Annotated in this window: 8 protein-coding genes; 5 read left to right on the top strand and 3 right to left on the bottom strand. The window is 41.8% G+C overall.

Annotated elements, in window-relative coordinates:
- The first annotated feature begins 44 nt into the window (after positions 1 to 44).
- From kdpA to GSQ19_RS11215, 5 genes are all read left to right on the top strand, one after another.
- Positions 45 to 1,730 (top strand): potassium-transporting ATPase subunit KdpA, encoded by a 1,686-nt coding sequence (gene kdpA / locus GSQ19_RS11235; protein ID WP_011318039.1) that lies wholly within the window; start codon positions 45 to 47, stop codon positions 1,728 to 1,730.
- Positions 1,731 to 1,901: 171 nt separating this feature from the next.
- A complete protein-coding gene (gene kdpB / locus GSQ19_RS11230) occupies positions 1,902 to 4,007 on the top strand; it encodes a potassium-transporting ATPase subunit KdpB (protein WP_041456647.1) in 2,106 nt (701 codons plus the stop codon).
- An 84-nt stretch (positions 4,008 to 4,091) separates the two neighbouring features.
- Positions 4,092 to 4,388, top strand: coding sequence for a K(+)-transporting ATPase subunit F (gene kdpF / locus GSQ19_RS11225; protein ID WP_011318037.1), 297 nt, complete (start codon positions 4,092 to 4,094; stop codon positions 4,386 to 4,388).
- Between the two features lie 279 nt (positions 4,389 to 4,667).
- Positions 4,668 to 5,267 carry a K(+)-transporting ATPase subunit C gene (gene kdpC, locus GSQ19_RS11220; RefSeq protein ID WP_011318036.1) on the top strand — a complete coding sequence of 200 codons (600 nt, stop codon included), beginning with the start codon at positions 4,668 to 4,670 and terminating at the stop codon, positions 5,265 to 5,267.
- A 69-nt stretch (positions 5,268 to 5,336) separates the two neighbouring features.
- Entirely contained in the window at positions 5,337 to 6,470 is a 1,134-nt protein-coding gene (locus GSQ19_RS11215; RefSeq protein ID WP_011318035.1) for a universal stress protein, read from the top strand.
- Between the two features lie 8 nt (positions 6,471 to 6,478).
- On the opposite strand, the gene GSQ19_RS11210 is transcribed toward GSQ19_RS11215, so the two are convergent.
- From GSQ19_RS11210 to GSQ19_RS11200, 3 genes are all read right to left on the bottom strand, one after another.
- On the bottom strand, positions 6,479 to 6,973 hold the full coding sequence (locus GSQ19_RS11210) for a DUF427 domain-containing protein (protein WP_011318034.1): 495 nt from the start codon (positions 6,971 to 6,973) through the stop codon (positions 6,479 to 6,481).
- 163 nt (positions 6,974 to 7,136) lie between these two features.
- Positions 7,137 to 8,708: a beta-barrel domain-containing protein gene (locus GSQ19_RS11205; protein ID WP_011318033.1), complete on the bottom strand. Its 1,572-nt coding sequence runs from the start codon at positions 8,706 to 8,708 to the stop codon at positions 7,137 to 7,139.
- A gap of 47 nt (positions 8,709 to 8,755) precedes the next feature.
- Positions 8,756 to 11,767: a peptidase domain-containing ABC transporter gene (locus GSQ19_RS11200; RefSeq protein ID WP_011318032.1), complete on the bottom strand. Its 3,012-nt coding sequence runs from the start codon at positions 11,765 to 11,767 to the stop codon at positions 8,756 to 8,758.
- Positions 11,768 to 12,728 lie beyond the last annotated feature (961 nt).

Raw genomic sequence — 12,728 nt, 5'->3', positions numbered from 1 at the left:
ATAATTAACGGCATAGCACTCAATTGAAATTGGGCGTGAAATAAATGGGACAAGGTTTGTTACAAATTGGCTTAACGCTGTGTATTGTCATAGCAATTACTCCGGTTTTAGGTAGATATATAGCCCGTGTGTTCTTGGGAGAAAGAACAATACTTGATCGTTTAATGAATCCCATAGAGCGGAGTGTCTATGTAATATCAGGTGTTCGTCCTAAAGATGAGATGACTGGTTGGCAGTATATCCGCGCAATACTATATACCAATCTGTTCATGGGAATTTTAGTATATTCGCTGATATATTTTCAGAGGTTATTACCTTGGAATCCCAACGGTTTAGGTGTGCCTAGTTGGGATATCATCCTGCATACAGTAATTTCATTTGTTACCAATACTGATCAGCAACACTACGCGGGCGAAACAACCCTCAGTTACTTCTCCCAAGTAGCAGCCTTGGGATTTTTGATGTTCACCTCAGCCGCCACTGGTTTAGCTGTGGGTATTGCCTTTATTCGTGGCTTAACAGGCAGAAAACTGGGGAACTTCTATGTTGACCTTACCCGTGGGATTACCAGAATATTATTGCCCATCTCGGTAATTGGTGCGATCGCTTTAGTTTTGTTGGGTGTACCGCAAACAATCGGCGAAACCTTGACAATCACCACCTTAGAAGGAGGAACCCAGTACATTGCTAGAGGGCCAGTAGCATCCTTTGAGATGATCAAAATGTTGGGAGAAAACGGTGGCGGTTTTTTTGCAGCTAACTCCGCCCACCCCTTTGAAAATCCCAATGGCTTGACTAACTTAATCGAAACCATCGCCATGATTGCGATCCCCGCAGCCATGATTTATACCTATGGTGTATTTGCCAAAAACATCAAACAAGCTTGGCTATTATTCTGGATGGTATTTGTTGTCTTTGTGATTCTGGTATGGGTAGCCGCAGGTGGCGAACTCCAAGGAAATCCACTAGTTAATGGCACTTTAGGAATCGAACAGCCCAATTTAGAAGGTAAAGAAGTCCGCTTTGGTTGGGCAGAAACAGCACTTTGGGCAGTCATGACAACCGCTACCATGTGCGGTGCAGTCAACGGAATGCACGATTCTTTAATGCCTCAAGGGCTATTTGCCACTTTATTTAACTTATTCTTGCAAATTATTTGGGGTGGTCAGGGAACCGGGACTGCTTACCTATTCATATACCTGATTCTCACGGTGTTTCTCACAGGACTGATGGTAGGACGTACCCCAGAAATTTTTGGACGCAAAATCGAAAAGCGGGAAATAGTCCTGGCCAGCCTCATATTACTGATTCACCCCATAGTAGTCTTAATCCCCAGTGCGATCGCCTTGGCTTATCCTTTCTCTCTTTCTGGCATCACTAACCCCAGCTTTCACGGCATTTCCCAAGTAGTTTATGAGTACGCTTCCGCCAGTGCTAACAATGGTTCCGGTTTGGAAGGATTGACTGATAATAGCCTGTGGTGGAATCTCAGCACCAGTATCAGCATTCTCATAGGCCGCTATGTCCCCATTATTGCCATGCTGCTACTTGCTGATAGTATGTCTCGTAAGCAAACCGTACCCCAAACCCCAGGAACGCTCAAAACCGATTCTTTGCTATTTACGACAGTCACCGCCGGCATAGTCTTGATTTTGGGAGTTTTAACATTCTTTCCCGTCCTAGCCTTAGGCCCCATCGCCGAAGGTTTTAAACTAGCCTCTGGTAGTTAGAAGCGGCAGGGGGTGGGGGGCAGGGGGCAGGGAGCAGGGGAAGCAGGGGAAGCAGGGGAAGCAGGGGAAGCAAAGGAGAATACTAATGACTAATGATTAATGACAACTGTACAGACGCGATTGATCGCGTCTCTGACAACCGACAACCGACTATTGAATTTTGAATTGTATATGAATCCAGTGGCACCTACCCCGAAAGCTAAACCCCCCCGTAATCGTCCGAGCGATCGCCGACAAGCACGTAAGAAAGCTAGAATCAAAACCAAAGGAATTTACCCCAGGGCAATTAAGGATGCTTTTGTTAAACTCAATCCTCAATCTGCCATTAAAAACCCTGTCATGTTCGTGGTTTGGGTAGCAACACTTGTTACCTTATCCGTGACAATTAATCCCGACTTATTCGGCCCCAATCAACAGAAAAATCCCCATCTTTTCAACGGTCTATTAACCGGGATTTTGTTTTTTACCGTTTGGTTTGCCAACTTTGCCGAAGCCATTGCTGAGGGTAGAGGTAAAGCCCAAGCTGATACATTGCGCTCAACTAAATCAGAGGCGATCGCCAAACAACTTTCTCCTGATGGCACAATTAGAGAAGTCCCTTCTACTAACCTCAAACAAGGCGACACAGTATATGTAGTGGCTGGCGATATTATCCCCGCCGATGGGGAAGTAATTATGGGTGTCGCCTCCGTCGATGAATCGGCAATTACGGGAGAATCTGCCCCAGTCCTCAAAGAATCAGGCTCAGATGTTGCCAGTTCCGTCACTGGTGGGACACGCATCATTTCCGATGAACTGATTGTCAGGGTGACATCTGACCCAGGTAAAGGTTTTATTGACCGAATGATTGCCTTAGTAGAAGGCGCAGAACGCAGCAAAACACCTAATGAAGTCGCTTTGACAGTTTTATTGGCAGTTTTGAGCTTGGTATTTCTATTTGTGATTGCCACCTTACCTGCATTTGCCTACTATGCTGATACACCAGTTAATGTCCCGACTTTAATTGCCCTGTTAGTCGCCTTAATCCCCACCACCATCGGCGGCTTACTCAGCGCTATTGGTATCGCTGGTATGGATAGAGTCGCTCAATTTAACGTCATCGCCACCTCTGGACGGGCAGTAGAAGCCTGCGGTGATATTAATACCTTGGTGTTAGATAAAACAGGCACAATCACCTTAGGTAATCGCTTGGCTGAAGAGTTTATTCCCATTAATGGTTACTCTGTAGAGCAATTAGCCAGCGTTGCTTGGGCTGCTAGCGTTTTTGACGATACACCAGAAGGTAAATCAATAGTCCGCCTAGCTGAAAAATTAGGTATCAGGTATGACCTTGATCCCAACCTAGCCCAAGCAGTAGAATTTTCCGCCAAAACACGGATGAGTGGTACTAATTTACCTGGTGGACGGGAAGCGCGGAAGGGAGCAGTTGGCGCAATTCAAGGATTTGTACGTTCCCGTAATGGGCAAACTATCCCAGAATTAGATGCAGCCTATGAGCGAGTTTCCCAACAGGGTGGTACACCCTTAGCAGTTTGCCTAGATAACGAAATTTATGGTGTCATCTACCTGAAAGACATTGTTAAATCTGGCATTCGAGAACGATTTGACCAGTTGCGGCGGATGGGAGTACGTACCATTATGCTCACTGGTGATAACCACATTACTGCTTCTGTCATTGCCCAAGAAGCCGGAGTTGATGACTTTATCGCCGAGGCCACACCAGAAGATAAAATCAGCGTCATTCAACGAGAACAAGCACAAGGCAAACTCGTAGCCATGACGGGAGACGGAACCAATGATGCACCAGCCTTAGCCCAAGCTAATGTCGGTGTAGCCATGAATACGGGAACCCAAGCCGCTAAGGAAGCCGCCAACATGGTAGATTTGGATTCAGACCCCACAAAATTGATTGATATTGTCAGTATTGGTAAACAATTGCTGATTACCCGTGGTGCGTTGACTACATTTTCCATTGCTAATGATATTGCTAAATACTTTGCCATTATTCCGGTCATCTTTGCGGCGGCTAATCTGCAAAGCCTGAATATTATGAATTTGACTAGTACTAATTCTGCTGTGCTGTCGGCGTTAATTTACAACGCCTTAATTATTCCGGCTCTCATACCCTTAGCTTTAAAAGGTGTGCAGTTTAGACCATTAACAGCCAATCAGTTACTCCAACGTAATATTCTCATTTATGGCTTAGGTGGAGTGATTGCACCATTTATCGCTATTAAGTTGATAGATATATTAATTACTATCGTTGGGTTGGCATGAAAAAATGATTCGAGACAATTGTACAGACGCGATTAATCGCGTCTCTAACTAAATAATAATTTAAGCGGGTGTATAAGAAAAAGTATGAAAAAAGGAATTGATAGATATGACAAGTTTTTCATTATGGATTTGATACAGGCAATCACCGCAGACTTTACGGAGGCGATCGCCTATATTTGGTCACGATCGCCAAAACAACGGCTAACATTAGCGATCGCTCTTATTTTATGTTGCCATCTCATCATTAACCCCAGAGTCTATGCAGCTACCAGTATTACACTAAATCAAAACTCCGGCTGGGCTTTTGGTATTTTAGGCGCGGTGATTGCCGGACTTGTTATTTACTTATTTGTCGTCGTTTTTCAACCAGAGCGATTTTAATAATGGCAACAAAGCTGGGGTAAATCTACACCTACAAAATCTGAAATTGAATTCTGATAGTAACGGAAAAATGTTATGAGGAAATTTGGGTTTAAGGGAAATCCAAAAAAGAAATTATTCTGTTTAAAGTTGTTGACCGTTACCTGTTAACGGTGAACCGTCAACGGTCAACAATCCCAATAGAACATTTTTTGACTTAGAAGTCCCTAAAACCGAGTGGAACTTTGGGTAACTATCTTTCATTTTGAACTTTGAATTTTGAATTTTGAACTGATTAATATGTCTTTTATTCGAGAAATTTTGAGAGCAATTCGTATTACTCTAATCTTTTGGTTGGTGACAGCCATTATTTATCCTCTAGCTATTTTGGTAGTTGGTCAGGGTTTATTTCCCAGCCAAGCTAACGGTAGCATTATGGAAAATATCGAAGGAACACCAATAGGTTCCAGCTTAATTAGTCAAGTATTCACTTCCGAAAAATATTTTCACAGTCGTCCTAGCGCAGTTAGATATAGTCAAGGCAGAAAAGCCAAGCCAACAGGTATATCTGGTGGTAGCAATCTAGCTCCTAGTAACCCTGCATTACTTGAGCGCATCATAGAGGAAGCAAATCAACTCCGCGATGATAATATTCAACCTATTGCCGATTTAATCTATAGTTCTGGTTCAGGCTTAGATCCCCATATTTCTGTTCAAGCTGCAAGACAACAGTTAGAGAGAGTTGCTCGCGCCCGTGGTGTTCAACCAGATGAAATTATGCTAGCAATTAATAAGTTCACTGATGGTAGATTTTTAGGAATTTTTGGTGAACCAGGAGTTAATGTTCTGCGATTAAATTATGCTCTCGATTTGCAAGATATTAATCGTCAACAAAACTGATAAGATTGGGAGTTTGCACTGTTAACTGTTGACGGTTAACTTTGAAATTTTAACTATTGACCAATTCCTATGTATCCAGTAAAACGGGGCAAACATAAAATTTTTATTGGTATGGCTCCGGGTGTAGGGAAAACTTACCGGATGCTGGAAGAAGCACAGGCTCTTAAACAAGAGGGAACTGATGTTGTTATTGGTGTATTGGAAACTCACGGACGCAAAGAGACAGCTGATAAAGCCGCAGGGCTAGAAATTATTCCACGTCAGCAAATAGCCAGAGGGGGATTAATACTAACTGAAATGGATACGGACGCTATTTTAAAGCGATGTCTATCGACAAGCCGCTACGGGTCTATACCCCAGTTAGTATTAGTTGATGAACTAGCTCACACAAACGTCCCCGGCTCACCACGAGAAAAACGCTACGAAGATGTAGAAATAATCTTAGCCGCAGGTATTGATGTCTATTCCACCATGAATGTGCAGCATTTGGAAAGTCTCAATGATGTGGTAGCGAAAATTACTAGTGTGGTTGTCAGAGAGCGTGTACCTGACAGGATTCTGAAAGAAGCCGATGAAGTTGTGGTTGTAGACGTTACACCGGAAACCTTACAAGAAAGGTTAATAGAAGGGAAAATTTACGCACCACAAAAAATTCAACAGTCCCTAGATAACTTTTTTCAACGTCGTAACCTCATTGCTTTGCGGGAATTGGCTTTGCGGGAAGTAGCAGACAATGTAGAAGAAGAAGCGATACCTGGGGTAAACGCCACTACGCCCAATGGTCAATTCTGTAATATTCACGAACGAGTTTTAGTGTGCGTCTCTACCTATCCCCAATCCTTACAACTGTTGCGTCGAGGTGCAAGACTTGCTAACTACATGAATGCACCCTTATATGTAGTATTTGTTGCTAATCCTGAACACTTCCTCACCAAAGAAGAAAGCCTGCACATCGACACTTGTGAGAAATTGTGTAAAGAATTCGCAGGTACTTTTATTCGCGTAACTAGTGGTGATATTGGTACAGCGATCGCCCAGGTCGCAGAACAATATCGGATTACACAAATCGTCATCGGTGAAAGTCAGCGATCGCGCTGGCAAATTCTCCTCAAAGGTTCTTTAACTCACAAGTTAGTCCGCTTGCTAAAAAACATCGATTTACACATCATTGCTACTGAAAAAACACCTTCAGCCAGGCGCTAAAAAACGTTTCACCATCCCCAACTACCAGGGATACCCTTAAAGGGGCCGACAACATCTTTCGTGATCCAACCACCATAAAAATTCCCCGGTTGTGGTTCCACCTGATCACCATCAACATAGCAAGCATCCATAAGGTGGGCATAGAATGCGACATGATCTCGCAGCGATGCAAATGCTGTTGTCGGATTGGGGTAGAACCAGGCTGCATTTTGCACTTCTTTATCCCCCACACGGATGGTATAGTAGCCGGCTAATCCTTTCCACTCACAAAAACTCGATTGTGGTGTAGGGATGAGGTGTTCCATTTTGATATCCCCTGGAGGAATGTAATAGGAAGGCGGATGGCTTGTTTCTAAAACACGCTTGGCATTTTGGGTATCGGCGATGATTACCCCATTAAAAATTATCTGAATATGTTTGCTTGTGTCCTCCAAGCGAGGGGGACGAGGATAGTCCCAAACAGATTCTTGTCCCGGTTGAGGTTCAATACGTTGAGGGTACATCAGCTTATGTCAATTCAAAATTCAAAATTCAAAATTCAAAATAGCCTACGGCAAGGCTGTGCCAACAAAATTCAAAATTAGGAAAGCCCATACAGCATAAGGGTCAACTGTCAACTGCCAACACGAAAATATGTGTAAGTTAAATGCCTGACATCTGAACTATTTAACGCACCTGTTTTAAACTATCAACTTGATTGGTAAACATTTCCGTAAACAGACTCATGACTGTGCGTTCTTCCCTAACTTTGATATTAGCGCTGATTGACATACCCGACTGCAAGGAAATCTGCTTATCTTGAATTTGTAAGTATTGTTGATTTAGTTTAATTCTGGCAGGGAAGCGATAAAACTTATATATTTCGTCTGGTGGCAACGCATCTGAGCCAATATCAATTATTGCACCTTTGATATCACCAAACTGGCTGAAAGGAAAAGAGTCAATTCTGACATCTACTTTCATTCCTTTGCGGACAAAACCAATATCTTTATTGGTGATGAAAACCTCAGCAATAAAGTTTTCATTAGGGACGATTTGCAATAATTTTTGTGTAGGATTTGCCACAAATCCAGTATTATTTGCTTTCAAATCAAAGACTGTACCAGCTACAGGCGCGCGTAATTCTTGGTATTTAAGTTCCTGTTGAGCTTGAGAAATTCTGCTTGTGATATCGGCTAAATTACGTTCATTATCTAGGACAATTCTCATGAATTGACTATCAATTTCTGCAATGCGTTTTTTGTTATCAGCAATTTTCTCTAAAATATTTTTATCAGTAGTAGCGACAGTATTAGTAACTTGCTGCTGGTTTTTTTCAATATCAAATTGCAGGCGTTTCTGTTCTTCAACTAATTGGGCAACTTCTGCTGCTGTAGTCTGTACCTGCTGTTGTTGATTGAGATACTGTAGCTGAGAAATACCACCTTCTTCTGCTAAGATTTTAATCTTATCTAAAATCTGTTGTTGGATTGCCAAGCTAGATTGAGTATCTTGGAGTTTTACCGTTGTTTGAGTTAGTTGTCTTTCAATTTTGGAAACTTCCAGTCCTGCGGCGGCTGCACGAGACTCTAATTCAGTTTTGGCAACTTTTAGCTGTTTTTGTTCGTCACTATCTAAACCTATACCCGTGGTAGCATTATTTAATTGAGTACGTAGCAATTCATTTTCTGCAACTAGCGCTGCACGATTTCTCAACAGAAAAGCTGCTTCTTGTGGTAACCGACTACGAACAAATTCTAGTTCAGAAGCAATGCCACCTGTTGATCTCATCAAGCGGCGATATGTCTGATTTTCTTGAGTTAAGGCACGTCTAACTTTTTCTAATGAATTTAACTGGGCGACGGTGGTAACTTGATCAAAGGTTAATAGTAGATCACCTTTATTAACTGTCTCTCCATTTTTAACAAAAACTTCTCTCACTACACCATTAACTGGTGCTTGTACTTCTTTCACTGTACCTTCTGGTTTCAGTTGACCAGTAGCTGGTACTACCTGTTCGATTTTGGCAAAATATGCCCAACCAATACCTACACAAGCTAACCCTATCAGGGTGAGCATAATTGTGCGTGACCAAAGAGGAGATTGGCGCAGTACAACAGATTGCTCAAAGTCGTTTTGATTAAATTTAACTAAAGCTTTGCTTGCCTGTGGTGAAGCTTGATCATCAATTTTGATAATCTTATTTTGCTTCCCATTACTATTATTACCGTTACGGCGATCGCTATTGAGTTGAGTCATAGTAGTTTTGAAGAAGGGAATGGGGATTGGGGACTGGGAATAACCAATTACAAATTTACTTCCTGTTGTTGGTACAGGTAAAAATAATGACCTTTAGCCGCCATTAATTCTTGGTGGCTTCCTTGTTCTATAACTTTCCCTGCGTCCATGACCACAATCATGTCTGCATGACTGACGGTGTTGAGGCGGTGGGTGATGAAGAATACTGTGCTACCTTGAAAGGCTTTAGCTAAGTTGAGGCAAACTTGTCGTTCTGTAGGATAGTCTAGAGCGCTGGTAGCTTCGTCTAATACTAATAGTTTAGGTCTTTGGAGGACAGAACGGGCGATCGCTATTCTCTGTCTTTGTCCCCCAGAAAGTCCAGCCCCACGCTCGCCGACGCGGGTATTATACCCGTTGGGTAAGCTCATAATAAACTCATGGGCTGCTGCTACTCGCGCCGCTTCGATAATTTCGTCAGTGCTAGCATCAGGATTTGTCAGAGCAATATTTTCTTGCACTGTCCCGTCAAATAACAGGGTTTCTTGGGGTACTACACCGACTTGGCGACGTAATGAATATAGTTCTACTTTGGCAATATCGTAACCATCAATTAAAATTCGGCCGGACTCTACGTCGTACAAGCGCAGCAGTAATTTCATCATCGTACTTTTACCAGAGCCGCTTTGTCCGACAATACCGATAAATTTCCCAGAGGGGATTTCTAAATTGACGTTGGATAGCTGTAGAGGGCCGCTTGGTGCAAACCTAAAGGAAATATTCTCGTATTTAACAGAGCCTTGAATTTCCGGTAAGGGAATATTGTAGCGGTCAATTTCGGCTTCTTGGGGCGTATCAACGATATCGCTCAACCGTTCTAGGGATAATGCTGTTTCTTGGAAGCTTTGCCAGAGTTGAGCTAAGCGTAAGATAGGACTGGTGACGTAACCAGAGATAATTCTAAAGGCGATTAATTCCCCTAAAGTTAATTCACCTTGGAGTACCAAATAAGAACCTACCCACAACACAAGTAAACTGCTGAGTTTGTTGAGAAATTGACTGGTAGAGTTAGCGAGGGTTGATGTGATGACATTTTTAAACCCTGCTGCTACATATCGAGCATACCGTTCTTGCCAGGAAAAGCGCGATCGCAATTCGATATTTTGCGCCTTCACTGTTTGAATCCCAGACATCACCTCAACTAAATAGGATTGGGTTTCTGAGTTGCGTTCGGCTTTGGAACGTAACTGTCTACTCACCGTAGGCGATGCAATTAAGGTGATAACGATAAATATGGGAATCGTTCCTAAACCAACTAAGGTAAGTTGCCAGCTATAAAACAGCATGACAATGATATAAACTACGGAAAAGACCGCATCTAAACCTACTGTCAACGCTGTCCCAGTGAGAAACTGCCGAATATTTTCTAATTCGTTGATGCGGGTAGCCAGTTCACCCACTGGACGCTTTTCAAAGTAGCGCAGTGGTAGCCGTAATAGGTGGTCAATAATTTCTGAACCCAAACCCATATCGATACGGTTGGTAGTATCGACAAATAAGTAAGTCCTTAAGGTGGTGAGAACTGCTTCAAATACCCCAACGGCTAACAGCAAAACTCCCAAAACATTCAGGGTGCTAATACTGTTTTGGACGATGACTTTATCAATGATGAGCTGAATAACCAAAGGATTGGCTAAGGCCGCTAACTGCACAAAGAAAGAAGCGATAAAAACTTCAATCAGAACTCGGCGGTAGCGGGATAAGTAAGGTATGAACCAACGTAAACCAAAGCGTTCTTGTGGCGTTTCTTTGGTAGCAGACAGCAGCAATACCCTAATTTGTGGGGGATAACTGTCTTCGACAATATTTAAATGCTCAAGTATCTGTGCGGGTTTGCAGCGTACTATCCCTTGGGACGGTACACCTAAAACTACATTATTGGCATCCGCCGCATACAAAACCGCATAACCATCACCATAACGGACTAAGGCCGGGGTAGGAACACGGGTAATAGCCGCCGCCGGTAAATCAACTAGATTGGCTTTGAGTCCAATTAACTCGGAGAGGTAAGCGCAAGCGGGGAAGGAGATGGTTCCTTGACGCTTCATTTGCTCATTTAAAATGCGCCGCACTACTTCTTTGCGGAAGGGAATTTGTAGGTGCTTGGTGAGCATTTGAAAACAGGCAAAGGTAGAATTTAGTTCACCTTTACCCCGAACAAAGGGGAATTTTTGTCTTGGTTTAGCATTGCTGGGAACAGAACTTGATTGCGAAAGTTCTTCTTCGCTAGCATAGGGAATATCTAAAGCTTCTGTAATTTTGGGTGAACTATCATAGACGGTAAGTTCTCCACCTTGGTGATAATCGTTCTCTAAAAACAATAAATCTAAAGGCTCTAAACCAACTAACCGCGCCGGACTTTCTCCCTGGACTTCAATTACCCGATTTCCATCACTAGGTTCTAGGCGAGAACCTATGGGGTAATTTGTGACTGTTCCGCCACTAACAAACCAAATGCTTTCACTATCTAATTGATGGAAGAAATTTCTCCCTGGTGGAAGGTAATCTATTTTGGCATTTTCTAGAGCTTGTGCAGCCAGTTCATCAAGGTTACTAATCACGTTAGCTTGGTTAGCTAACTGGGAACTCAGAACATCGAAAACCTCAATGATGTAACTTTGGTTTTGGCGTGCGTGAGCAAAACCTGGGTATGACTCCAACAAACGTAGGTAGTCTGTGGCATTTAAGGTTAAGCCTATCACTTCATCGGCAGAGGCGATCGCAGTTTCACAAGCCACATCCCGCAATAACCCAATTTCGCCAATGATTTCCCCTGGTTTCATCAACTTGAGGGTTGTCGGAACTTGCGTTTGCGGATCAAATCCCAACAGCCGCACTTGACCTTCATAAATAATTGTTACTCGTTCGGGTGTTCTTTCTTTGCCAATAATTTTTTGACCAATGCGATAGCGAAATGGCTGTAGATTATCGAGGATTTGAGTCAGTTCCTCACTTGGTAACTGGTCAAAACCCTCAATGGTGACAAGAAATTCTTGAAAAGCGCTCTTAATATAAGTCATTTCTAATTCAGTTAACTAATTTATCTATGCTTAAGCCAGCTTTAGTAAGTTTTTACTACAAAGGTACAATTTAAAGTTTTTCATTTAATTTATACATAGCTTTTGGCTCACTACTAAGACAAAGGTGTCATTTGTCTTATTAAACTCATCTATTTTTAAAGAATTTCACTGAGAACCTAATAAACTAACCTGACTGAGATTTTTTAGATCAAAATGTAGACCTTCATCCAGACAACAGTACCGTATATGTACATAACTCAGCGAGATCGAATCGTTAGTGAGTGCTACATAAATACACAAGAAATTTCATCAGTAAATGCCCAAAGTAAAATTATCACTATTTTGCCAACCCATAAATACTTAGGCTGAGATACTTAACTTTATTTTCCGATTTATACGGAATTTCCTAATTTATACTTGGACACATACTGTCAGTTAGTTTTGACAGCGAAGAAATATCTAGAAAAATAGAATACCACTAAGCTAGTGTATTATTACTTATTTAATTAAAATAATTGTATTTTTTTATGCAAATTATTTATCAGCTTTACGTAATTAGCAGAGATAGTAACTTCAGTAATTATGCGGTATATCATTCTTCATCAAAGGAAAGTTGACTAGTTATAAATCAAACAAGACTAAACGTCGTGCCAAACGATGGACTTCGTGAGCATTAAATGTTTCATAGCGTGAAGCAATATCAGGGGTATTGAGACAGCACTATTACAAATATTCTGAACTGAGTATTAATAAGGGGTTAACTTCTATTTACACAGAAGTTAACCCCCGAAAGATTTTATGTTTGGGGTCTATATAATAGCTGACCCCGATTTAATAACGATATTTAAGCTTTCATTTAGATTTACATCTAATTAGTAAATATTTGTAATATTTAAGGTTTTCTTTAGATTTTATAATTTAAGATTCTTTTTAGATTGTTAACAGCATTTATATGCGGTAG

This window comes from Trichormus variabilis 0441 (assembly GCF_009856605.1).
Classification (GTDB): Bacteria; Cyanobacteriota; Cyanobacteriia; order Cyanobacteriales; family Nostocaceae; genus Trichormus; species Trichormus variabilis.
Note: the sequence above shows the minus strand (reverse complement) of the source record. Positions and strands in the feature narration are given on the sequence as shown.

Excerpts from the sequence above, each read along its gene's own strand:
- kdpA (WP_011318039.1), top strand. The coding sequence starts at position 45 with ATGGGACAAGGTTTGTTACAAATTGGCTTAACGCTGTGTATTGTCATA.
- kdpB (WP_041456647.1), top strand. The coding sequence starts at position 1,902 with ATGAATCCAGTGGCACCTACCCCGAAAGCTAAACCCCCCCGTAATCGT.
- kdpF (WP_011318037.1), top strand. The coding sequence starts at position 4,092 with ATGAAAAAAGGAATTGATAGATATGACAAGTTTTTCATTATGGATTTG.
- kdpC (WP_011318036.1), top strand. The coding sequence starts at position 4,668 with ATGTCTTTTATTCGAGAAATTTTGAGAGCAATTCGTATTACTCTAATC.
- GSQ19_RS11215 (WP_011318035.1), top strand. The coding sequence starts at position 5,337 with ATGTATCCAGTAAAACGGGGCAAACATAAAATTTTTATTGGTATGGCT.
- GSQ19_RS11210 (WP_011318034.1), bottom strand. The coding sequence starts at position 6,973 with ATGTACCCTCAACGTATTGAACCTCAACCGGGACAAGAATCTGTTTGG.
- GSQ19_RS11205 (WP_011318033.1), bottom strand. The coding sequence starts at position 8,708 with ATGACTCAACTCAATAGCGATCGCCGTAACGGTAATAATAGTAATGGG.
- GSQ19_RS11200 (WP_011318032.1), bottom strand. The coding sequence starts at position 11,767 with ATGACTTATATTAAGAGCGCTTTTCAAGAATTTCTTGTCACCATTGAG.